The organism is Chryseobacterium lineare (assembly GCF_977014045.1).
Genome location: NZ_CDRNIQ010000001.1, coordinates 3,749,139 through 3,771,248 on the forward strand (window position 1 = coordinate 3,749,139; position 22,110 = coordinate 3,771,248).

The window sequence follows — 22,110 nt, forward strand, 5'->3', positions numbered from 1 at the left end:
ATCGAATTTAGATTAGAAAATAAAAAATGAGAGATATAATGAATATGAATGTAAAGAAGATTGCTTTTGGAGCAGCAGTGGTATTTTTTACCAATTTTGTGTTTGCGCAAACTGTACAGGATGGTATCAACAGTATGGACAGCGACAAATTTGCTCAGGCAAAAACTAATTTTACCAATATGATTGCATCGGCACCCACTGCCGAGAATTATTTCTACCTTGGAAATACATATTTAAAACAAGGTGAACCTGATTTTGCAGCGGCAACAGAAAATTTTAACAAAGGTCTTGCTGCAGATAAAAAAAGTTATTTAAACAAATTAGGCTTGGCTACAGTGAAGCTTGGAAAAGGAGATAAAAGTGCTGTTGCTGAAATTCAAAGCATTGTATCTGATTCAAGAGAGAAAGATGCTGAAGTATTATTCAGGGCTGCGGAAGCTTTAACATTATTTGAAAAAAACAATTCTCCTGATCTTGCGATCCAATTCCTGAATAAAGCAATTGAAAGAGCCTCAAGAAAAGAAGTTCCTGCACACTATTATTATACTTTAGGTGATGCATACAGACTGAAAAGAATGCCGGGAGATGCTATGAGTGCTTATGACAAAGCTCTTCCTTTAGCTAAAAATAAAGCATCTGTCTATACAAGAATCGGAACATTATGGATGGCGGCACAACAGTGGCAACAGGCGAAAACAAGTATAGATAAAGCTATCACTACCGATCCGACTTATGCTCCTGCCTATAAAGCGTTGGCGGCTTATGATATCAGATATCAACAGAATGCTAAAGCAACACAAGATCTGATTAACTATACAAAATACGCAGATGAAGATCCATATACTCAGCTGGAAATTGCTAAACTTTATTTTACGAATGAAGATTATGCTAATTCTAAGCAGGTTTTAGATAAAATTTTTGATAAAATTAACGATCCGATCAAGTTTAAGCTAAGAGCTTATCAATTGTACGCTGACGGGAAATATCCAGAAGCAAAACAAAATATGGATAATTTTGTTTCACAGGCAGATAAATCGAGAGTACAACCTGCCGATCAGGGCTTACAAGGTCTTATTGCTGCCGGTTTAGCTAAAACAGAGACAGATCCTGCTAAGAAAACGGCATTGACTACAGAAGCACAGCAAAAGATTGCTATTGCCAAAGCTGCTAAAGATGAAACGTTGAAATGGGATATGGAATTGGCAAAAATCGCAGGAGGAGGAGCTTCTCAGGCAAGTGTTGATGCTGGTCCTACAAATCCTGTAATTGAAGGTTTAAAACAAAAGGTAGCAGCTAACGCTCAGGATACGGATTCTTTATTTAAATTGGCAACAGCTTATCAGGAAGCAAAAAACTGGAATGGAGCAATACAGACATGGCAGAAAATGAATACACTTCTTCCAGACTGGGCACCTGGTTACTATAGTTTAGGATATTCTTACCAGCAGGCAGGAAACAATGAAGCCGCTAAAATTGCTTACGAAAAATTCATTACAACCGTGAAACCTGCAGAACAGGAGGCAAACAAGCAAACTCTTGCTTATGCATATTTCGCAGTAGCATATATGAGCAAAGATTCTGATATGGCTAAGGCTAAAGATTATGTAGCTAAATCTGTACAGTTGGATCCTAATTATCAGGATGCCGTTAAGCTGAATGCTGAAATCAATAAATAATTTAAATTTTAAATTATAGATATATAGCTTCCCATTCGTAATGTTTGGGAAGTTTTTCTTTTAATAGTATCTTTGAAGATATGAAAACAGATATATTAGCTTTTGGGGCTCATCCCGACGATGTAGAGCTTGGTTGTGGAGGAACGATCATTAAAATGGTTGCTGAAGGAAAAATATGTGCTATTGTAGATCTTACAAAAGGAGAGCTTGGTACGAGAGGGACTGAAGAGACCAGAAAGGCAGAAGCTACAGATTCAGCAAAAATATTAGGTGTTATTGCCAGAGAAAATCTTGGAATGAAAGATGGTTTTCTGGAGAATTCTGAAGAGTATCAGATGAGAATTGTAAAAATGATTCGTAAATACCGTCCGGAAATCGTTTTGGCCAATGCGATCGATGACCGGCATCCAGATCATGCAAAAGGGGCGAAATTAGTATCAGATGCGTGTTTTTTGGCAGGATTAAGAAAGATCGAAACTGTTTTGGACGGAGAAAATCAGGAAATATGGAGACCAAAGCATATTTTTCATTATATCCAGTGGAAAAATATTGAGCCTGAATTTGTCATTGATATTTCTGAGCATCTGGATAAAAAAATTGAAGCGTGTATGGCTTTTAAAACCCAGTTTTATGATCCCACTTCCAAAGAACCCGAAACACCAATTACCTCTAAAGACTTTTATCAGAGTTTAACCTACCGCGCTCAGGATTTAGGAAGGTTATCGGGAGTGACTTATGCTGAGGGATTTACGTCTGAGAAGCTGATTGCGATGAAAAATTTTGACGGAATTGTTTGGTAGTTAAAAAATCTTTCCTATATTTGCACTCACAAAACGGTGATTGTAGCTCAGTTGGTTAGAGCGTCGGATTGTGGTTCCGAAGGTCGTGGGTTCGAGACCCATCATTCACCCAAAATACTTATCCCGCTTATTTATTAAGCGGGATTTTTTATTCCTTATTTACTTCTGTAAATAATTAAGATTTATAACTATTTTCAATTCGTATAATCTTAATTTGTTCTGAAATTTAGTACTTTAGCAATATCTTTTGTATATGATTTCTTTATTTTTGTAGTTTCAAATGGTTTTATAATGCCATTACCGGAAGGATCAGAGACATATTTATTGAAAATTAAAGTGTATTTTTTTTCTGTCCACGGTTTGTCAGGTACAAAATACCATTCCATGTCATCCGATCCGGAGATAAATTTTCCTTGAATGTTAATATCCGTATTGTAGATGTTGATAGAAATTCCGCCAAGAATAGTATAGAGATCCATAGGTTTATCAAAGGCTATTTTTAATTTTTCTTTACTGTTTCTCCGTGGAATACTCAGTTTGTTTTGTAACACTTTTGGACAGCTTGCTGTCGGCTCAACAATTTCAAATTCTTTTATAAAAGGTTTTACTTTTGAATTTTTATGTAATGGTTTTAATTTGTCGGTAATCTCCAAATGATATTTTTTCCCAACATAAAAAACGTCGCCTAAATTGTCATAATATTTAATCCCGCTTTTTACTCTTCCGGGATGGATCATAAGCATTAATATCCTATCGCTGATCCACCTGCTTTTGTTAAGCCAGACATGAGGTACGACTTCTTTATTTTCATTATATAAATTCACATATCTGAAAGCGGATTCATCCTCCAGCATCGGTTCTGAAAATTCAACGTAAAAAGTCAGTATATTCTTTGGAATTTTATTATTTCGGGGATATATTTCCCTTACTGCAATTTCTTTATTGATATTAAAATCAATGGGTTGAGTTTTGTATAAAACTTTTACCGTATCATTTTTATAATAAAAGTGAGCATTAAATGAAAGTCCATCTCCCAATTCAAACTGAGGCTCAAAGAAGATTGTATCTTCCGCTTTGGAATAAGTACCCAAGAGCGGTGTCTTAGATTCCTTTCCTTCCTGGATCATAAAAACTTTCAATAAGTCTGAGGGTTGTTTATCATTTTCGTGAGCAGGGAAAGCTTTAAATAAAGGCTTATTGGATCTTTTTACATCAACTTGTATTTCCTGTGAATAACTGAAATTATACGAAAAGATAAAAAAAAGCATAAACAGATGCTTTAGATTAACTGTTGTTTTTCCTTTCATAATTAAAATTTTATAGTAAAGAATAATGTGCGAACTTTTGATCCGCACATTTATTTAGAAGATTCTTTATTAGTTATTTTTTAATGAAAGATTTAGAATCCAGATCTATCCCTTTATTGCTGATTTTTAACAGATAATTTCCTGTCTGTAAATCTGAAATTGAGATTTTTTTGTTGTTTGAATCAATTGTCTGCTTTTTGATTAGCTTTCCATCGTAGCTGTAAACTGAGGCTTCTATATTTTTATAAAGCCTATCATCGTAGAAAATATGCAAAACATCGGATGCCGGATTTGGAGAGATCTCAAATTTTATATGTTTAGCATTTTGTTCTTCAACATTCAATGCTGCTGTACAAACAGTTAGCTTTCCTAATGTTTGATAATCTGATGATAATGTAAGAAGTTCACAAGGCGAGTAGTAGGCCATTGAAGAGAAACTGCCGGGGAAACTTGTCATTTCTTCTGTAGTAAGACCTGGATTGACGTTGCCACTATAATCTCTCAGCTCAACAGCATTGCTATTATAAGTATTATTGGTAAAAGGGGTTCCGTCAAGAAACTTTTTCCCTATTCTGTAAATTGTATTATAGCTCCAGTTATTATGCAAGTCTAATAGATATGCTTCGGTCCCGTTATTGATGGGTATTGTTTTCACGGAATAATCAAAAACAACATCAAATGATTCTCGTACCGTAAACAGACCTGTGTTATCGACTAATGAAGATACGGTTTCCGAAAAGCCCGGTGCACAGGTTGTTGTGCCACATAAGTACTCGGTATTATTAATTTTTATATAATTCAACTTTTCTAACGGAGCACTTGTATAATATGTATTCCCCAAATTTGATTTAAACATTGTGGTGGCTCTTTTCGTAATTGTCGCATTATGAGTAAATGGAGCTGGTATATAGCCCAGCTCTCCTTTTAAAGTGCTGTGATTACTTGATACATAAAGTTTATTACCGCCCCATGCAATATCCTGAAAAACGCAGTTCGCATTCGTGAAGTTTAACGTACAATAGGGCATTGTGTTAAAGTTCAGCGCTGTAATTGTATTCCCTGAATTTGTAAGCTTAACAAAATATGGCGTTGTATTTACCATAGCCATGATATAAACAGAATTTGTGATAGGATTTACTTCAATATTTTTAATAGAAGTAATAGTTTGTCCGATTGCGGCTTCTATTCTTGTTTTTACATTGTTAGAAGTGGTTGCGATAGTATTTGCTGCCTTGTCTGCGGGATTATTGTCATTGACGTCAACGATGAATACTTTACCGGTAGCATTATTGGTAGCAACCAACGCAACACTGTTCCCGTCACTAATAAGTTTAAAATTTGTAATTGTTCCCGAAGTAATCATCGTTCCTGTTTGAGGAGATACCATTAGGGAATTTTGGGCAAAGCAGAATGCAGATGCCAGAATAAAAAGGAATAAATTTTTTTTCATGTATTTATATTTAAAAGGTTAAAATTATTTCATAGATAATCGTTTTTGGTTTATTTTGTTAATGGATTTCATATTATAAAGTTTGTGTTTTACTGTTTTTTGCTTACTTTAATAAAAATTATTTAATGATTAAATTATAATATTAAATAATTAATAACAATTTTACTTATTATTTTTCAATATTGTATAAGTGTAATAACTAAAAAATATGCATAGCATTGTATTTTTACGATTTAATAGCAAGTGAAAATGTTAAATTTCAGAAATAAAAAAAAGCATCTTTTTCCAGATGCTTGTGTTTTTAAATGTTTTTAGATATTTTAAACTTCGTCGTCAGAATCAATTGTGTATGATCTGCTTTTGAAGTCTTTATCATGCTTTTCTGATATTACATCCTCACCCTTTTCGTTAATGATGAAATCTGTGGATTCATTAAACATCTCCTGAAAACTTTTGAAATCTTCTTTATAAAGATAGATTTTGTGCTTCTCAAATGTTGCTTCTCCGTTCTCTCCGAAATTCTTTTTACTTTCCGTAATTGTAAGATAATAATCTCCTGCTTTCGTCTCGCGCACATCAAAGAAATAAGTTCTTCTCCCTGCTTTTAACACCTTAGTGAAAATTTCATTTTCATGGCGTTCCTTGTATTCACTCATTGTTAGATATTTTTTAATCTTGTTAGGAACAAATATAAAAGTTTTCTTTTAATCACAAAATTTTTTTTATGATTTATTTAACATTTGTGAACGAATGTGCTATGCGGTTACGGAATTGCTAATTTCTGTGAGGTTAATAATTTTATCTGCTCTTTGAGCGCTAGACTCTCTGTGTGTGATGATTATAGAAGTAGCGTTATGTATTTTTTTCTCTATATTTTCCAGTATATTTTGTTCTGTTTCGGTATCTAATGCTGATAGCGAATCATCGAAAATAATAATATTAGGATCTTTAATTAATGCTCTTGCAATACATATTCTTTGCTTCTGACCTCCCGAAAGCATGACGCCACGTTCGCCCACCATTGTTTTATACTGCTCTTTAAAATCTACGATGTTTTTATCCACATCAGCGATTTTAGCATATTCAACAACTTTTTCATGGGTAGGATGATCAATGGCAAAACCAATATTATTTTCAATGGAATCTGAAAAAAGATAACTCTCCTGAGGAATATATCCGATGGAATTTCTGTAATTATCTAAATTGTGTTCCTTTAAATTTTTTCCGTCAATTAAAATTTCTCCTTCGGTAGGGTCAATCAATCTGCAGAGCAACAATGCGATGGTCGATTTTCCGCTTCCTGTTTTTCCCATGATCGCCAGAGATTCTCCTGCATTTACTTTAAAGCTAAGATTTTCCAGTGCTTTAATGCCTGTATTTGGGTAAGTATAAGATACATTCTTGAACTCAATATCTCCTTTAATAGGATAATTTTCAAAATTTTTGTTAATGATTTCGGACTTCTTATCCATAAATTCATTAATTCTCTGCATCGATGCTTCCGCACGCTGATTCACTGAAGTTACCCATCCCACCATCGAAAAAGGAAATATGAGGGTATTGATATACATAAAGAAATCCGCAATTTTACCGATGCTTAATTCTCCCGCAATATATTTCTGACCGCCGACCCAGATGATAGCTACATTCAGAAGTCCGATGACAAAGAGAATGATGGTGAAAAAATAGGCTTCCGTCTTGGCCAGATCAAGAGCTTTATCCTGATAATCGGTAACTTTTACCCCATAATTTTTTTCAATGTACTTTTCACGGGCGAAAAATTTAACCACACGGATTCCGGAAAAACTATCCTGTACAAAAGTGGAAATCGCAGACTGGCTTTTCTGCATAATTTTCGACTTTTTATTAATAATAGAACTTACTTTATAGATAGCGTAAGATAAAATAGGTAAAGGAAGCAACGTCCATAAAGTCATGGAAGCGTCAGTCTTTATCATATAAATAGCCGTAATGATAACGAGTACCAGCAAATTGGCAACGTACATTACACCCGGTCCCAGATACATTCTTACCGCAACAACATCTTCACTCAGTCTGTTCATAAGATCACCAATCGTTGTCTGTTTGTAATCTGTTAAAGATAAATCCTGATAGTGTCTGTAGATTTTATTTTTCAATTCATATTCAATTCTTCTTGAAGCAACAATAATAGTCTGTCGCATCATAAAGGTGAAAAATCCGGTCAGCAATGAACATCCTACAATAATGGCAACATAGATCAGGACCTGTTTATTGAAGCCGAGGTTACCGTTTTTCGTAAGTTCATCCACCGATTTTCCTACGAATTGTACCTTATATATATTGAAAAAATTACTGGCGATGATGAATAATACCCCCCAAAATAATAATATTTTGTGTTTCCAGAAGTAAGGGTTTAACGTTTTTAAAGCTTTCATAAAGTTTACAAATTTACAAAAATGTCATCACACTGCGAATTTCATAAAGTTTAAATTTCGTATCTTTGCACCCATAAAAAGCTCTTTGAATGTTAGGAAGACGACAAATCCGTGAAAAAGTAGTACAGACTGTGTATTCATATTACCAGAATCCTGTAAAGTTTGATGTGTTAGAGAAAAATATGTTTACCGGAATAGAGAAAATCTATCATCTCTACATCTATGAGTTAAACTTTTTGGTAGCTCTGAAAGAATTAGCCGAAAATCAGATTGAGATCGGTAAGAATAAGTTCATTAAAACTGATGCCAATATTAATCCTAACCAAAAATTCATCAATAATCAAATTTTAATAAAACTGGAGGAAAATCCTGAAAGACTTTTCTTTACAGGTCAGCATAAACAATTAAAATGGGATATGCACGATGATCTTTTGGTAAAAACTTTCCAGAGAATCACAGCCGGAAAACGATATCAGGACTTCATGAAAGAAGAAGGATATTCTTTTGCAGAAGATCAGAAATTCATCGGAAAATTGTTTTTAAGATATATCGCTGAAAATGAGGATTTTCAAGATTATCTGGGAGATAAAGAACTTTCATGGTATGATGATATTCACATTGCCAACTCCATGGTTCAGAAAACAATCGGTTTCCTGAAAGAAGATGAAGAAAGCAGAACTTTAATTAAAATGATTAAAGATGATGAAGACAAAACTTTCGCCATGAAACTCTTGAGAAATACATTAGACAGCTGGGAAAACAATGAAAAGAAGCTGGGGGAAAGACTGGAAAACTGGGATCTGGAGAGAGTTTCACTAATGGATAAAGTGATTTTATCAACGGCTATTTCAGAACTTGATAATTTTCCTTTTACACCTTCAAGAGTAATCATTAATGAATATATCGAGATTGCAAAAGTATTCGCTACAGACCGATCCAACATTTTCATTAACGGGATTTTAGATAAATACTGCAAAGATTTAAATAGAATATAAATATTTCAATATGAAAAAGACATTATCAATTATCGCTTTATCAGTAATAGGTTTTGGTTTGGTTTCTTGTAAAAAAGAAAATAAAGCAGAGGCGGTACCAGGTACAGAAACTTCTGTTAGTACAGATTCTACTGCAGCTCCTGCAACAGTTGCCGGTGATTCTGCAATGGCACCGGTTTCAACAGAAACGGCTACCCCTGCTTCCAATCAGCCATTGACGACTATCGCTCTTTCCGAAAATAACTTCGATTTTGGAAAAATCAAAAAGGGTGATAAAGTAGAGCATGTATATGAAGTTACAAACACAGGTAAAAACCCTTTAGTAATTTCAGAAGTAAAACCAGGATGCGGATGTACAGCTCCGGATTTTACAAAAGAACCGATCATGCCGGGTAAAAAAGGAAAAATCACCTTACATTTCGACTCAACAAACTTTGACGGTAACGTAAGTAAATTTGCAGATGTTTTTGCAAACGTAGAAAAAACTCCTGTTAAATTAACATTCACTGCGAATATTCAACCATAATATCATGAATTTATTATCAATATTTTTACAGGCACCTGCTCAGGGAGGAAACTCTTCCATGATGTTGATCATGATGGGGGCGATGTTTGTAGGGTTTTATTTCTTAATGATAAGACCACAAATGAGAAAGCAGAAGCAGGAAAAAAACTTCCAGGAAACCCTTAAAGTAGGAACAAGAGTAGTGCTTACTTCGGGTCTTCACGGAAGAATTGCCCAGGTTCAGGACGATGGTTTTATCATCGAAACTTTATCAGGGAAATTAAAATTTGAAAAAGCGGCTGTTTCGAGAGAATTTACAGAAGCGCGTTTTGGCGATAAAGCTAAAGCTGCGGAAAAGACGACAGAGAAAAAAGAAATCGAAACTGAGAAAAAATAATTTTCAGATTTAAAATATTCCGTTTCGGCGGGGTGAGCTTTGCTCACCCCGCCGAAACTTTTTTAGAAGGTATTTACGTATTAATTTCCAGAGACTTTGTCTTCCGTAAGAAGCTATTTGTGCTTATTGATTAGAAACATTCGTGAAATTAGTGTTTAAACAAATATCTTTGTCCCATGAATCAAAACACAAACAAAACCGTTCTCATTCTCGGTGCTAATTCAGACGTGGCTAAGCAATGTATTCTGCAATATGTACAAAAAGATTTCTCCGTTATTGCGGCTTCAAGAAATACACTTTCTTTAGATAATTTCGTTCAGGAAAATAAGCTGCACTCAAACGTTTCGGTATTGTATTTTGATGCTGTAGATTTTAATGCTCACCAAAAGTTTTATGATGAACTTCCCGTAAAGCCTCATATTGTTGTTTATGCCGCAGGATTTTTAGTTGAAAATGAAAAAGCATTAACAGATTTCAAAGAAACGCAACAGATGATGATGGTCAATTATATGGGAGCAGTTTCTATTCTCAATATTATTTCATCAGATACAAGCAATAAAAATCTGGAAAGAATTATCGGATTATCATCACTTTCAGGCGTTCGGGGAAGGAAAAGTAATTTTGTGTATGGAAGTACAAAAGCCGCTTTTACCACGTACTTAGCGGGCTTACGGCAGGAGTTGGCTTCAAGAAATATCAAAGTCAATGCTTTAGTAATCGGTTATATAAGAACAAAAATCAATGAAGGGTTACAATTAAATGAATCCTTAATAATGGAACCGGATTACGTTGCAAACTTCATCGTAAATGCCGGAAACTTGTTTACCATTGTTCCGAACTTTAAATGGAAAATGATTTATTTTATTTTGAAAATGTTGCCGGAAAGTTTGGTGGCAAGGTTACCTTGATTATTTTTGATGTTTAGCATATTTTTCAAGATAATCTAAGATTGTTCCAAATTCATCATTTGTAAATTCTGATTTATTAATAATAAAATGTAGATTATTAATAACATTAATTAAAATAAAATTATCAATTTTTACAAATGAAACTTTCTCCCAAATAGAACTAAAGGTATTAACAGGATTTTTGAATTCAATTTTCTCCTCATTCATACTAACATATGAAGGTTTATCTATGGTTTTAAATTCACTAATAAGGTCTTCAACTTGTTTTTTAAATTTCTTCTTTGAGATAAAATATTGATAAATGACAGTTAATAATAAGCCGAAAAGAAAAATTCCACCATATCTAAAAAGATAAAATAGTAAGTTGGTGTCGAAATTTTTTATAGGATAAAAACCTAAAAAAAGGAAAACAAAAGTGATTACAATAATTTTTTTCCACTCTTTAAAAGTTTTACTCCAGACATATTTGAAGTAGAAGTTTTGATTTTCACGTTCAATTTCTTCGTTAAAAGTAATTTCAATTGTAATATTTTCTTTCATTGTTATTAGTCATACATTTCTGCACCAAAAATAACCAATTACTCCAAGTCCTGCAACCTCTCCAAAGCCTTCATCATATCAATTCCTTTCCCCAGAATAGGCTTAAACAGATCACCTTTCTCTTTTATCCTTTGCAATGCATTGTGAATATTAAAATCGGTAGGCTTCAGTCCCTTTTTCAATTCATTCCATTCTAAAGGCATAGAAACGGAAGCACCTTGTTTTGGACGCAAGCTGTAGGCACTCGCTAACGTCTGTCCCGTTCTGTTCTGAAGATAATCAAGGTAAATTTTATTGTTATCTCTTTTCTGAAGACTTCTTTCCAACGTAGTAATTTCCGGAAGCTTATCATGAACCTGCTTCATCAGAATATGTGCAAAATCTTTTACCTGGTCAAAATCATACTTTCCACCCATAGGAATATAAATGTGAATTCCCGTACTGCCGGAAGTTTTACAATAGCCTTCTGTTTTAATGGATTCTAAAACCTCATGCACCTGAAGCGCGGTTTCTATCACGTCATCAAAAGTGTTTTTCTTGGATGGGTCCAAGTCCAGCACCATAAAATTGGGGTGATCAAGATCGGGTAGGGAAGAATTCCATGGATTCATGTCTATGCAGCCCAAATTATTCAGATAAGCAAGCGTAGCTTTGTCATTACAATATATGTAGTCGATGTATTTATCGTTCGATTCAGAGTAGACCTGTGTTGTTTTTACCCAGTCCGGGATATTGTCGCTGGCATCTTTCTGGTAAAAGTTCTGTTCTTCAATACCATTTGGAAAACGGTTCAGAGAAAGTGGGCGATTTTTTAAATGTGGCAGAATATAGTCAGCCACCGACTGATAATAATCAATCACATCACCTTTGGTTACATCATCCTTGGGAAAATATACTTTATCCTGATTGGTCAGTTTCACTTTATGTCTGTTCAGTGTTACTTCTTTATCGGTTTCAGAAAGTTTTGTTTTTTTAGGAGTTGTAGATGCTTTCATATCTTTTGTATTTTCGTTGACTTCATCTATTTCACCGGCAGAATTCTTTACTTCCTCCGGCTCTTTATCTTCACGGATGGCCACAAAAACCGGATGCCTAAAGATACCGTCTTTTGTGATTTCAGAATACTTAATCTCGCATACCAGTTCAGGTTTTATCCATGTTACGGGCATGTTGGTTTTAGGTTTGGTCTCAAAAGGAGAGCTCTTTACAATTATTTTCTTTAATCTTTCATGAAGTTCTTTAATCGATTCACGGTTAAAACCTGTTCCCGTATGTCCGGAATAGGTAAGCTTTCCGTCAATATATTTCCCCAAAATCAGCGCTCCGAAACCTTCCCTTGATCCGCGTGGTTCTGTAAATCCGCAGATGATCGCTTCTTCCGTATTCGTGAATTTTATTTTAAGCCAATCGGAAGTTCTGTGATTTTCAATATACAGACTATCTGCTTTTTTGGCGATCATTCCTTCCAGCTGCATCTTTTTCATCTGCTTAAAGAACGCAATGCCTTTTTCCTGGATATGATCACAATATTTGATAACATCGGTTTCTATTAAAGCTTCTTTGAGAAGTTCTTTTCTCTGAATCAACGGCAGCTCTTCCGTAGAATGTCCGTTTAGCCAAAGAATATCAAAAACCTGATAGACGAGGGCGAGGTCAGGATTATCACCGATTTGCTGCAGCAGCTGAAAATTGGGTCTGCCATTTTCATCGTAGGCAACGATCTCGCCATCCAGGATCATTTTGTGTTTCTGATGACTGAAATCCTGTGATACTTTTTTAAATTTGGATAAAAAGGAAATCCCGTTCCGGGAATAGAATAAAGGTTCTTCCCTGAGATCAGCAACAGCACGGTAGCCGTCCCATTTGATTTCAAAAACCCAGTCTTCATCGTCAAAAGCTTCACCATGGGGTTTTGCTAGCATAGGCTTGATGAAATGTTCTAATTTTTTCTCATCAACTAAATCATTAAATCTTTGAAACCGTGGTTTTGTATTATCGTTTACTTCTTTTTTCCGGCGACTTTTGGGCTTTTTTTTTCCTCTAAAAATTTTGTGACCAAAGAATTCTTAGCTGTGTTCTCTTCAGCGTCGTAATCACTTTCTGCGAAATCATCTTTATGTTTAATCAGCAACCATGAATTTTCTTCCGTATTTTTCATTTTAACCAAAGCAAATTCGCCTTTCAGTTTTTTTCCGTGGAGGATAAACTTTAAAGAGCCTGCATGAAGTTCTTTCAGCAGTTCTTTCTCATCAGAAAGCTTTGAATTTTGATCCAAAGGTTCATACGTTCCGCTGTCCCAGATTTCTACCTGTCCGGCACCGTAATTTCCTTCCGGAATATTTCCCTCAAAGTCTTTATAGTCGTAAGGATGATCTTCCACCATCATCGCGAGGCGTTTATCTTTCGGATCCAAAGATGGTCCCTTTGGTACGGCCCAGCTTTTCAGTACGCCATCCATCTCCAGCCTGAAATCATAATGCAGTCGCGATGCAGCATGGCGCTGAATCACGAAAATCAGCTTGTCTTTGCTCTTTTTGCTTTTTCCTTCAGGCTCGGTCGTTTCGTCAAACTTTCTCTTTGCATTGTAATCTTTTAAAGCCATTATGATGCGTTTTTAGATTTGGGACTTTGTAAACTGGCCTTCAGCTGCGCCATAAGGTCGATTACTTTACCTTCCTTAGCCGGTTCAGCTTTTTTAGCTTTAATATTTTTTCCTTTGGCCTTCTGTTTAATAATCTTCATTAAAGATTCAGAATAGGTGTCTTTATACATTTCCGGATCAAATTCCTGGGAAAGCTGCTCAATCAGGTTGATAGCCATTTTAAGCTCAGCAGGCTTGGGTGGTTTTTTAGCAGGAATCTTCAGGTCGCTGTAATCTCTTATTTCCTGGGCAAATCTCAGGCGGTTCAGCACAAGAACCTCATCGTTGTAGGGACGGATCATCCCGATTGCCTCGCTTTCACGAAGTACAAATGTTCCTACGCCTACCATTTCTGTTTTGGCTAAAGCTTTCAGGAGAAGCCGGTACGCATTCTCCCCGTTCTTCTGCGGTTCGAGGTAATAGGGATTTTCAAAATAAACGGAATCTACTTCAGACTCCTTCACAAACTGGTCAATAGAAAGTATTTTTGATTTTTCCGGGCTTGCTGCCTCATAATCTTCTTCATCAAGAATGATGTACTTATCGTCCATGAGATAACCTTTTACAATGTTTTCCCATTTTACTTCTTTCCCTGTATTTTCATTTACCCTTTTAAACCGGATATTCGAAAAATCAGATTTATCCAGCATATCCAGATCCAGCTTGGTGGTTTCTGTTGCCGAATAAATTTTTACGGGAATATTCACTAAGCCAAAGCCAATGGCGCCATTCCAGATTGCTTTCATTGTAATTTGATTTAACAAAAATCTACAATGATTGTGCCGTGCAGAATACTTGTGAAGGATTGTGGTATATGTTAATGATTTCGTAGGCAGTATTTTGTCTTAGACACATTTGCCATCATCCATTAATTCACCTTAGTCTTACCGCTTTATTCATTTATATTGCATAATTCTTTTTTAATCCCATGCAAAGCCGCATTTACTTTGGAAAATTGATTTTAACCCACTGCAAAGAGTCATTTTCCTAATGTAAATTCATTTTAACCATATGTAAAACAATATTTATCTTTAAGAATCAGCTTTTACCTACTGCAAAGAGTCATTTTCCTAATGTAAATTCATTTTAATCATATGCAAAGCAATATTTATCTTCTATAATCAGCTTTTACCTATTGCAAAGCCGCATTTACTTTGGAAAATTGATTTTAACCTACTGCAAAATACTATTTACTACATTTGAAGTCATTTTACAAATCTAAAGGAGTGTTTTTTCGTAGTAAAGCGGAGAAAACATGTATCGAGAACGGTATTTATCCTCAAAATCACAGACTTCTCGATATGATTTTTTCAAATCTAATCGAAAGGACGAAATAACTCAAATAAACTAAAGGTGCTTCTTACTGAGAAATATTTTATCTTTTTGAATTAAAGATGAATCTAAAATATTTTCTATATTTGTTCTACTAAAACAAATGCAAATGTATGTAAAACAAGAAGAGTGCCTTCCATTGGCGAAGGACTTATACCAAAGTTTCCAAAGAGATTTCAACGATTTCATGGCCGAAGATCACAACTATACTCAGGCTTACAAAGATCTTTTCAGCGCAAAAATAGACGAAGTTGAACAGCAGGAGTTTAATAATTCTGTGTTGACTCGGCAAAAGCAGGCTACCCGGGAATTGTATCTCTTGGGAGATCAAATCAGGCTTCCGCTTAAAAAGCTCAATGTAAGAATAAAAAGAGCAAAGTTACCCACCGATCTGGCAACAGATATCTCATTAGACATCCGCAACCGGAATTTTGAGGGTGTTGCCGATAAGCTCCAGAGGCTGATCCAAATTTTATCAGACAATGCAGAGACAATGCAGACTGCGGGAATGAAAGATGATACGATTGTTTTGCTTAAACAAGCACGGGTAGAGATTGCGCAGAAGGCAGACGAGCAAACACAAATGATGAAGGAAGTATCAGGGAAATCCGACGAAACCCGTCATTTGTACAAAGAACTTGAAGCTTTTATAAGACACATCTGTGAAGACGGAAAATTAATATATGAACGTACCCAGAAGGCAGATGAATACACCATCAAAAAAATGATCAGCCGTCTGCATAAAAAAGGAGGGGAAGGTAACGACGAAAATGTGGAATCACAAAAATAAGTAGAGATGATTGCGAAAATTGAAGAGATCAGTGATCTGGAAGAATTCGGAATTGATCTGATCAAGTTCCAGATTTATGTAAGAAAACCAGACGGAGCAGATGTTAGTGTACCTATGACCGTTTATATGTGGGAAATCAGAAAGTTTATAAACATCCATGACCATGAAGCTGCAGCCTATGTGAATAAAATAAGTGAAGGCCTTCGTTGCCAAGGTGCAAAAGACGGGAAAATTCTGAAAGTGCTTCATGAAGATTGTTTTCCTATCTATTCTTATGTGGAGAAGTATGTGAAAAGCCTTCCCCGGGAAAAAATCAACAAGCATATTACCTGGGCCGAAAACAGAGAAACCGTTTCTGCCGAAAATTATGCAAAAAAGTTTTACCAACTCCGTGAGTTTAACATACCAGCCTATAATCAGAAATTTGCCTATTTGCCAAAGCTTTGGATGAGGTTGTGCGGGAAGAAGTGAAAGGATTTTAGCCTGATAAAAAAACAGGAATAAATAACAAAGGCGGAGAAATTTTCTCCGCCTTTGTTTATGCTTTTAAATTTAGTTTAAGTTCAAGCTCATCCAGCTGTTCATCTGCAATGGCAGCCGGCGCATCGATCATTACATCTCGTCCGGAATTATTTTTCGGGAATGCGATATAATCTCTGATCACTTCATTTCCGTCGAGAATTGCAACCAGACGGTCAAACCCGAACGCTAAACCTCCGTGTGGCGGAGCACCGTATTTAAAGGCGTTCATTAAGAAACCAAACTGCGCTTCAGCTTCTTCTTTGGTGAAGCCTAACAGATCAAACATTTTAGACTGAAGATCTCTATCAAATATTCGGATGGAACCTCCACCGATTTCGTTTCCGTTCAGGACCATATCGTAGGCGTTGGCTCTTGCTTTCCCCGGATCTGTTTCCAGTAAATGAATATCTTCAGGTTTCGGAGAGGTGAAAGGGTGGTGCATCGCGTGGTAACGGCCGCTTTCTTCATCAAATTCCAGTAATGGGAAATCAACTACCCAAAGTGGGGCGAATTCATTTCCTTTTCTTAACCCCAAACGGTTACCAAGCTCCATTCTCAACGCTGAAAGCTGGGTTCTTACCTTATTTTCGTTTCCTGAAAGGATCAACATTAAGTCTCCTTCTTTAGCCCCGAACTTTTCGATGATTTTAGCTAAATCTTCCTCGTTGTAAAATTTATTAACCGAAGAAGTCTTCACCCCATCATTCTGGAATTTCACCCACACCATTCCTGAAGCGCCGATCTGTGGTCTTTTTACCCACTCAACAAGCTCATCGATTTGCTTTCTTGTATAATCTGCACAGCCTTCTACATTGATTCCGACAACAAGCTCTGCATCATCAAATATTTTGAAATCTTTTCCTTTAACCAAATCATTCAGTTCCACGAATTCCATTCCGAAACGGATATCTGGTTTGTCATTTCCGTATTTCTGCATCGCATCGGCAAACGTCATTCTTGGGAAATCTCCGAATTCCTGGCCGGTAATATCTTTCAGTAAGGTTTTGGTCATTCCTTCAACAACATTCATTACATCTTCCTGCTCTACAAAAGCCATTTCACAATCGATCTGTGTAAATTCCGGCTGTCTGTCGGCTCTTAAATCTTCATCACGGAAACATTTTACGATCTGGAAATATTTGTCCATTCCACCCACCATCAACAATTGTTTGAACGTCTGTGGAGATTGTGGCAACGCATAAAACTGTCCCGGGTTCATTCTGCTTGGCACCACAAAATCCCTGGCGCCTTCCGGAGTAGATTTAATCAAAACCGGAGTTTCCACTTCGATGAATCCGTTGTCCGAAAGATAGTTTCTTACTTTCTGCGCCATGTTGTGACGGAAGATCAGCTTATCCTTTACCGGGTTTCTTCTGATATCAAGATAACGGTATTTCATTCTTAATTCTTCACCGCCATCCGTTTCATCTTCAATCGTGAAAGGCGGAAGCTGGGATTCGTTCAGAACTGTTAGTTTCTCAACAAGAATTTCAATTTCTCCTGTTGGAATATTAGGGTTTTTGCTTACTCTTTCAATGACTTTACCGGTCACCTGAATCACAAATTCACGACCCAGTCTTTTGGCGTTTTCCATCAGTTCTGCGGTAGAACGCTCCTGATCGAAAACCAATTGTGTAATCCCGTAACGATCCCGGAGATCTATCCAAATCATAAATCCTTTATCACGGATGGTCTGTACCCATCCTGAAAGGGTTACTTCTTCATTAAGATTTTTGAGAGACAATTCTCCGTTGGTGTGCGATCGAAACATTGTTTTTAGATGTTAGATATTAGACTTTAGAAATTAGACTTTTATACGTCTGATTTTTCGTTGGCAAAGATAAGGTTTTTAGAGGTTTTTAAAACAAAAAAAACTTCCCGAAGGAAGTTTAAACTATTTATTTCTAAAAAAATTAAAGAACTGATACCATTGCAGACTGTTTGCTTTTAGCAGCATAGTCTTTTGCCGTCTTACCTTTGTTGTCCTTTATATCCTTTTTTGCTCCGAATTTCATTAAGATTTTTGCTGCATCCATGTTTCCGGATGTTGCTGCGTACATCAAAGGCGTTACATCGCTGCAGGATTTATTTACGTCAACCTTATTTACCAGATAATTGAATGTGTTCTTTTTATTTTCTTTTACACTTAAAGAAAGCAGATTTGTTTTTGTGCCGTTTACGGTATAACATTTTGAAAAATCTTCCTGATTGAAAACTTTCTGAAAACTTTCCGGATTATCTGTCGTAAAAGCTTTCAATTGTTCTGCGGATAATTCCTGTGCAAATAACCCGTTTGCAAAAATAGAAAGCCCGAATAGTAATGTTGCTGTAATTATTTTTTTCATAAAACTTGATTTATTTAAATAATATACAAAGCTAAATAATTTTTTTGATCAATGTTGCTAATTATTAATCCAATTCATTGCTTTTTCCAAACTTCTTTCCTGCTATATTTAATTGGGCTAGTAGTGTTTTATAATAATTTTAACAGCTGAACTTTTGATTTTAAGAGAGTATTTTCTAATTTCGTACGACAACTAAATTATATTACTATGGGAAAAGGAGACAAAAAATCCAGAAGAGGCAAGATCAACAATGGAAGTTATGGTAAAAGAAGGCCAAGAAAATCTTCAAAATCAGTTGCTTCTTCAGAAGAGAAATCAAAAAGTTAAAATAAAACAGGCTGTCCAAACTTTTCGGACAGCCTGTTTTTTGTTTGTTAAAGCTTTTTAATTTGTTCTTCAGTATATCCTTTACTTTTTAATAGTTCTATGTATTCTAAGGCACTGTAGGTCATCCAGTTTACCGGCTCAGGTGCTTTTTTCTTTTCAATAGTAAATTCCAGAATTCCGGAATTGTTGTTCATCCATGGAAGCATATAGTAATTTAACCCGCCTTTATAGCTTTTAAAATCATGAAACTGTTTTCCTTTGTCTGTATTATAAGCGATCTTAAAGGCTGAAAAGTAAAATGCGGGAATCAGTAAACACACCCAGGACATATTTTTTAAATAAGGCTTTTTAATAGCGGATATTCCATAACCAATGGATAAAGCGAAAATAATATTAAACGGAATAAAAAATACATAATTATCCGAAACAGCATAGAACGTTGCGAAGCCATATACAAATAATGAAGCTGTAAAGAATACAAAAAACATTTTTCGTTCAGATTTGTATAAAGCAATGATACCAACGATGCCAAATACAGTAAACAGGTTAAAATTATAAAGCAAGTACACCACCGATTTTACCAAATCCTGAGCATATTGTGTGGCAGACTTTTTAAATGAATCCTGAACCCACGTTCCCTGATCGGAACTATAAGGGGAATTAAGAGGTAATCCCTGAGATACGTTTAATATGAATAGGGAAAGAAATATTATTGTAAAAATTAACAGAGAAGAATAAGCATATTTTTTTTCCGACCTGAAATAAAAAATAAAAAGCAGAAAAGCAGGAACAAGCATAATATTTTGAATATGAATCCATAAGCTAATTCCTAAAAAAATACTTCCCCAAATAATATATTGTTTCTTATGATCGGTAAACGATTTAATGATGCAATAGAAAAAGAGGCTTATCCATAGAGAATTATAGGTGTAAACTTCTACTATTTCAGCGTTTCTCCAAAACGAAAAACTAAAACCAAATACAAAGGCTGAGGTTATTGAGATCCATTCTGTTTTTGTAATGGTTTTCACTGTAGCATAAACCACGGAAACCGTTGCCGCAGCAGATATAATGACTAAAAGCCGGCTGGCTTCTATTGCACTAATACCAAATATGTTTTTGATGAGTATGGCTGTGTTTATATAAAGAAAATGGCTGGTCGCTGTAGCAACCGACATAAATTTGCCCTTTTCTACTAAAAAAACAAATCCTACACAATCTGCAAAAGGAATCTTCGTAAAACTTCCGGCATAATAAATTAAGAAAAACAGTAAGAATAAAATAAAAGGATAGTAAATCTTTTTTGACATTCATTAATTCTTTAAAATAGGGACATTGGAGCAGGCTTCCCCGAACATGAGAGACTTTACAACAGGTTTTAGCTGTTCTACCAATTCTATATATGCATTTTCCGGAATTTCTTTATCGGAACATCCTTTTACCAATACTCTTTTTCCGCGCATTCCGTCAAAATCATGACTTTTTATAGCATTGTGCATCAGGATTACCTCAAGGTCCTCGCGGTCACCATAGACTATTTTTTTGGTAACATCAGTTAGCTTAGCTGTAATTAAAAAATAAGCCCAGAGCGGAACAATTGCATCTGCAGAATTGTAGATGTAAACATAAGCATCACGGTATTCTTCTACGTTAATATTCTCAACTTTTTCACGGAAATCTTTCTCCTTTAAGATTATTTCCATGAAGAGGAAATCTTTTAGGTCAATACCTTTTCGTATCCCTTTGGGAACGAGGTCGGTGAGATCAAAATTGATGAGGCCGCTTTCCGCAACTTTATTTCGGATTTCAAATTCTTCTGACATTTTTTATCATTATCTTTGAACAAATTTACAAATTAAGACGGTAAAACATCTTATTTTGTTCTCTATTCGTGTCATAGAAACCTCCCATAACTTCGCTTTTCAACCAAGAGAATTTAAAAAGAGGTACTAATGGCCATTAAAAAAATAAAAGATTTCAGCAAAAATGAAGTATTATATTATAGCTGGGGAGGCATCCGGAGATTTACACGGAAGTAATTTAATGAAAGCTTTAAAACAGAAAGACCCGGCTGCCGACTTCAGGTTTTGGGGTGGTGATCTGATGGCTAAGCAGGGCGGAAAAATGGTAAAGCATTACCGGGATCTTGCGTTCATGGGTTTTCTGGAAGTGGCTATGAACCTGCGTACAATTCTGAATAATATTAAATTCTGTAAAGACGATATTAAAAATAACAGGCCGGATGTTCTTATTTTAGTTGATTATCCGGGATTCAATTTAAGAATTGCAAAATTTGCAAAAGAACTGGGTATTAAAGTGGTGTATTACATTTCTCCACAACTTTGGGCTTGGAAAGAAGGAAGAGTGGAGATAATCAAAAAATATGTGGATGAAATGATGGTGATTCTTCCTTTTGAAGAAGATTTTTATAAAAAGCACGGTGTTCACTCGCATTTCGTAGGTCATCCGTTGTTGGATGCCATTTCAACATTGGAAGATATTAATGTCGAAAAATTCAAAACAGAAAACGGATTAAACGAAAAGGAAATCATTGCACTGTTGCCGGGATCAAGAAAGCAGGAAGTGGAAAAAATGCTTCAGATGATGCTTTCCGTAAGATCTTACTTTGAAGATTATCAGTTTGTTATTGCCGGCGCGCCAAGTTTAACAAAAGACTTCTATGAAACCTATGTTGATGATAATGTGCATTTTGTATCCAATAAAACGTATGATCTGTTGAGGTGCTCAAAAGCAGCTTTGGTAACCTCCGGAACGGCAACTTTAGAAACAGCTTTATTGAATGTGCCGGAGGTTGTTTGTTACCGTGGAAGTAAAATTTCGTACGCCATCGCCAAAAGGCTGGTTAAAAACATCAAATACATTTCCCTGGTTAATCTGATTATGAATCGTGAGGTTGTAAAAGAACTGATTCAGAATGATTTAAATACAAATAATCTTGTAGCAGAACTGAAAAAAATATTGGAAACCGAAAAAAGATTTGAAGTTTTCAGAGATTATGAACTGCTGAGAGAAAAGCTTGGAGGCAAAGGCGCCAGTGAAAATGCAGCCGAAGTTATTATAAAGCTTTAAAATTTAAATGGAATTATAGCAATCGTAGAAAATTTTTCTGCGATTTTTCTTTTATATAACGAATGGAG

22 protein-coding genes and 1 tRNA gene are annotated in these 22,110 nt (G+C 35.5%); 11 read left to right on the top strand and 12 right to left on the bottom strand.

All coding sequences use genetic code 11. The features are described from left to right. Positions 1 to 26: 26 nt before the first annotated feature. The 3 genes from ACWNCI_RS16835 (at position 27) to ACWNCI_RS16845 (ending at position 2,587) form a co-directional block, all read left to right on the top strand. Complete coding sequence (locus ACWNCI_RS16835; protein WP_449389175.1) at positions 27 to 1,676, top strand: tetratricopeptide repeat protein; 1,650 nt, start codon at positions 27 to 29, stop codon at positions 1,674 to 1,676. 80 nt (positions 1,677 to 1,756) lie between these two features. Continuing rightward, on the top strand, positions 1,757 to 2,476 hold the full coding sequence (gene bshB1 / locus ACWNCI_RS16840) for a bacillithiol biosynthesis deacetylase BshB1 (RefSeq protein WP_449389176.1): 720 nt from the start codon (positions 1,757 to 1,759) through the stop codon (positions 2,474 to 2,476). A 35-nt stretch (positions 2,477 to 2,511) separates the two neighbouring features. After that, positions 2,512 to 2,587: transfer RNA gene (locus tag ACWNCI_RS16845), tRNA-His, on the top strand. 98 nt (positions 2,588 to 2,685) lie between these two features. On the opposite strand, the gene ACWNCI_RS16850 is transcribed toward ACWNCI_RS16845, so the two are convergent. From ACWNCI_RS16850 to ACWNCI_RS16865, 4 genes are all read right to left on the bottom strand, one after another. Further along, a complete protein-coding gene (locus ACWNCI_RS16850; RefSeq protein WP_449389177.1) occupies positions 2,686 to 3,783 on the bottom strand; it encodes a hypothetical protein in 1,098 nt (365 codons plus the stop codon). 73 nt (positions 3,784 to 3,856) lie between these two features. Continuing rightward, entirely contained in the window at positions 3,857 to 5,233 is a 1,377-nt protein-coding gene (locus tag ACWNCI_RS16855; RefSeq protein ID WP_449389178.1) for a T9SS type A sorting domain-containing protein, read from the bottom strand. 320 nt (positions 5,234 to 5,553) lie between these two features. Further along, positions 5,554 to 5,889, bottom strand: coding sequence for a DUF3276 family protein (locus ACWNCI_RS16860; protein WP_002976288.1), 336 nt, complete (start codon positions 5,887 to 5,889; stop codon positions 5,554 to 5,556). Between the two features lie 99 nt (positions 5,890 to 5,988). Beyond that, on the bottom strand, positions 5,989 to 7,650 hold the full coding sequence (locus ACWNCI_RS16865; RefSeq protein WP_449389179.1) for an ABC transporter ATP-binding protein: 1,662 nt from the start codon (positions 7,648 to 7,650) through the stop codon (positions 5,989 to 5,991). A gap of 89 nt (positions 7,651 to 7,739) precedes the next feature. Between ACWNCI_RS16865 and ACWNCI_RS16870 the strand changes: the two genes are divergently transcribed. From ACWNCI_RS16870 to ACWNCI_RS16885, 4 genes are all read left to right on the top strand, one after another. Further along, positions 7,740 to 8,645, top strand: a complete 906-nt coding sequence (locus ACWNCI_RS16870; protein WP_346983280.1) for a transcription antitermination protein NusB — start codon at positions 7,740 to 7,742, stop codon at positions 8,643 to 8,645. A gap of 10 nt (positions 8,646 to 8,655) precedes the next feature. Then, positions 8,656 to 9,171, top strand: a complete 516-nt coding sequence (locus tag ACWNCI_RS16875) for a DUF1573 domain-containing protein (protein WP_449389180.1) — start codon at positions 8,656 to 8,658, stop codon at positions 9,169 to 9,171. A gap of 4 nt (positions 9,172 to 9,175) precedes the next feature. Further along, a complete protein-coding gene (yajC, locus tag ACWNCI_RS16880) occupies positions 9,176 to 9,547 on the top strand; it encodes a preprotein translocase subunit YajC (protein WP_346983278.1) in 372 nt (123 codons plus the stop codon). Positions 9,548 to 9,723: 176 nt separating this feature from the next. After that, positions 9,724 to 10,455, top strand: a complete 732-nt coding sequence (locus tag ACWNCI_RS16885) for an SDR family NAD(P)-dependent oxidoreductase (protein ID WP_449389181.1) — start codon at positions 9,724 to 9,726, stop codon at positions 10,453 to 10,455. Here the strand turns inward: ACWNCI_RS16885 and ACWNCI_RS16890 are convergent, their stop codons facing one another. From ACWNCI_RS16890 to ku, 4 genes are all read right to left on the bottom strand, one after another. Then, entirely contained in the window at positions 10,456 to 10,995 is a 540-nt protein-coding gene (locus ACWNCI_RS16890) for a hypothetical protein (protein WP_449389182.1), read from the bottom strand. A gap of 38 nt (positions 10,996 to 11,033) precedes the next feature. Beyond that, positions 11,034 to 12,917, bottom strand: coding sequence for a DNA ligase D (ligD, locus tag ACWNCI_RS16895; protein ID WP_449389183.1), 1,884 nt, complete (start codon positions 12,915 to 12,917; stop codon positions 11,034 to 11,036). 77 nt (positions 12,918 to 12,994) lie between these two features. Continuing rightward, a complete protein-coding gene (locus ACWNCI_RS16900; protein WP_449389184.1) occupies positions 12,995 to 13,597 on the bottom strand; it encodes a DNA polymerase ligase N-terminal domain-containing protein in 603 nt (200 codons plus the stop codon). Next, entirely contained in the window at positions 13,597 to 14,382 is a 786-nt protein-coding gene (gene ku / locus ACWNCI_RS16905; RefSeq protein WP_346983273.1) for a non-homologous end joining protein Ku, read from the bottom strand. The genes ACWNCI_RS16900 and ku overlap by 1 nt, the downstream gene beginning before the upstream one ends. 695 nt (positions 14,383 to 15,077) lie before the next feature. Between ku and ACWNCI_RS16910 the strand changes: the two genes are divergently transcribed. Both ACWNCI_RS16910 and ACWNCI_RS16915 read left to right on the top strand, forming a co-directional pair. Then, positions 15,078 to 15,758 carry a hypothetical protein gene (locus ACWNCI_RS16910; protein ID WP_449389185.1) on the top strand — a complete coding sequence of 227 codons (681 nt, stop codon included), beginning with the start codon at positions 15,078 to 15,080 and terminating at the stop codon, positions 15,756 to 15,758. A 6-nt stretch (positions 15,759 to 15,764) separates the two neighbouring features. Then, a complete protein-coding gene (locus ACWNCI_RS16915) occupies positions 15,765 to 16,229 on the top strand; it encodes a hypothetical protein (protein ID WP_449389186.1) in 465 nt (154 codons plus the stop codon). A gap of 67 nt (positions 16,230 to 16,296) precedes the next feature. On the opposite strand, the gene aspS is transcribed toward ACWNCI_RS16915, so the two are convergent. Continuing rightward, on the bottom strand, positions 16,297 to 18,051 hold the full coding sequence (gene aspS, locus ACWNCI_RS16920; RefSeq protein WP_449389187.1) for an aspartate--tRNA ligase: 1,755 nt from the start codon (positions 18,049 to 18,051) through the stop codon (positions 16,297 to 16,299). Positions 18,052 to 18,193: 142 nt separating this feature from the next. Then, positions 18,194 to 18,625, bottom strand: coding sequence for an ankyrin repeat domain-containing protein (locus ACWNCI_RS16925; RefSeq protein WP_449389188.1), 432 nt, complete (start codon positions 18,623 to 18,625; stop codon positions 18,194 to 18,196). Positions 18,626 to 18,832: 207 nt separating this feature from the next. Here ACWNCI_RS16925 and ACWNCI_RS16930 point away from each other — a divergent pair, with 207 nt between their 5' ends. Next, on the top strand, positions 18,833 to 18,952 hold the full coding sequence (locus ACWNCI_RS16930; RefSeq protein WP_449389189.1) for a 30S ribosomal protein THX: 120 nt from the start codon (positions 18,833 to 18,835) through the stop codon (positions 18,950 to 18,952). Positions 18,953 to 18,999: 47 nt separating this feature from the next. On the opposite strand, the gene ACWNCI_RS16935 is transcribed toward ACWNCI_RS16930, so the two are convergent. Further along, positions 19,000 to 20,262: a protein O-mannosyl-transferase family gene (locus ACWNCI_RS16935; RefSeq protein WP_449389190.1), complete on the bottom strand. Its 1,263-nt coding sequence runs from the start codon at positions 20,260 to 20,262 to the stop codon at positions 19,000 to 19,002. Between the two features lie 3 nt (positions 20,263 to 20,265). Next, positions 20,266 to 20,775: a DUF2480 family protein gene (locus tag ACWNCI_RS16940; RefSeq protein WP_449389191.1), complete on the bottom strand. Its 510-nt coding sequence runs from the start codon at positions 20,773 to 20,775 to the stop codon at positions 20,266 to 20,268. Positions 20,776 to 20,938: 163 nt separating this feature from the next. Between ACWNCI_RS16940 and lpxB the strand changes: the two genes are divergently transcribed. After that, positions 20,939 to 22,042 (top strand): lipid-A-disaccharide synthase, encoded by a 1,104-nt coding sequence (gene lpxB / locus ACWNCI_RS16945; protein ID WP_449389192.1) that lies wholly within the window; start codon positions 20,939 to 20,941, stop codon positions 22,040 to 22,042. Positions 22,043 to 22,110 lie beyond the last annotated feature (68 nt).

Bases quoted from the DNA above. Each gene is read 5' to 3' on its own strand.
- ACWNCI_RS16835 (WP_449389175.1), top strand. From the start codon at position 27: ATGAGAGATATAATGAATATGAATGTAAAGAAGATTGCTTTTGGAGCA.
- bshB1 (WP_449389176.1), top strand. From the start codon at position 1,757: ATGAAAACAGATATATTAGCTTTTGGGGCTCATCCCGACGATGTAGAG.
- ACWNCI_RS16850 (WP_449389177.1), bottom strand. From the start codon at position 3,783: ATGAAAGGAAAAACAACAGTTAATCTAAAGCATCTGTTTATGCTTTTT.
- ACWNCI_RS16855 (WP_449389178.1), bottom strand. From the start codon at position 5,233: ATGAAAAAAAATTTATTCCTTTTTATTCTGGCATCTGCATTCTGCTTT.
- ACWNCI_RS16860 (WP_002976288.1), bottom strand. From the start codon at position 5,889: ATGAGTGAATACAAGGAACGCCATGAAAATGAAATTTTCACTAAGGTG.
- ACWNCI_RS16865 (WP_449389179.1), bottom strand. From the start codon at position 7,650: ATGAAAGCTTTAAAAACGTTAAACCCTTACTTCTGGAAACACAAAATA.
- ACWNCI_RS16870 (WP_346983280.1), top strand. From the start codon at position 7,740: ATGTTAGGAAGACGACAAATCCGTGAAAAAGTAGTACAGACTGTGTAT.
- ACWNCI_RS16875 (WP_449389180.1), top strand. From the start codon at position 8,656: ATGAAAAAGACATTATCAATTATCGCTTTATCAGTAATAGGTTTTGGT.
- yajC (WP_346983278.1), top strand. From the start codon at position 9,176: ATGAATTTATTATCAATATTTTTACAGGCACCTGCTCAGGGAGGAAAC.
- ACWNCI_RS16885 (WP_449389181.1), top strand. From the start codon at position 9,724: ATGAATCAAAACACAAACAAAACCGTTCTCATTCTCGGTGCTAATTCA.
- ACWNCI_RS16890 (WP_449389182.1), bottom strand. From the start codon at position 10,995: ATGAAAGAAAATATTACAATTGAAATTACTTTTAACGAAGAAATTGAA.
- ligD (WP_449389183.1), bottom strand. From the start codon at position 12,917: ATGCTAGCAAAACCCCATGGTGAAGCTTTTGACGATGAAGACTGGGTT.
- ACWNCI_RS16900 (WP_449389184.1), bottom strand. From the start codon at position 13,597: ATGGCTTTAAAAGATTACAATGCAAAGAGAAAGTTTGACGAAACGACC.
- ku (WP_346983273.1), bottom strand. From the start codon at position 14,382: ATGAAAGCAATCTGGAATGGCGCCATTGGCTTTGGCTTAGTGAATATT.
- ACWNCI_RS16910 (WP_449389185.1), top strand. From the start codon at position 15,078: ATGTATGTAAAACAAGAAGAGTGCCTTCCATTGGCGAAGGACTTATAC.
- ACWNCI_RS16915 (WP_449389186.1), top strand. From the start codon at position 15,765: ATGATTGCGAAAATTGAAGAGATCAGTGATCTGGAAGAATTCGGAATT.
- aspS (WP_449389187.1), bottom strand. From the start codon at position 18,051: ATGTTTCGATCGCACACCAACGGAGAATTGTCTCTCAAAAATCTTAAT.
- ACWNCI_RS16925 (WP_449389188.1), bottom strand. From the start codon at position 18,625: ATGAAAAAAATAATTACAGCAACATTACTATTCGGGCTTTCTATTTTT.
- ACWNCI_RS16930 (WP_449389189.1), top strand. From the start codon at position 18,833: ATGGGAAAAGGAGACAAAAAATCCAGAAGAGGCAAGATCAACAATGGA.
- ACWNCI_RS16935 (WP_449389190.1), bottom strand. From the start codon at position 20,262: ATGTCAAAAAAGATTTACTATCCTTTTATTTTATTCTTACTGTTTTTC.
- ACWNCI_RS16940 (WP_449389191.1), bottom strand. From the start codon at position 20,775: ATGTCAGAAGAATTTGAAATCCGAAATAAAGTTGCGGAAAGCGGCCTC.
- lpxB (WP_449389192.1), top strand. From the start codon at position 20,939: ATGAAGTATTATATTATAGCTGGGGAGGCATCCGGAGATTTACACGGA.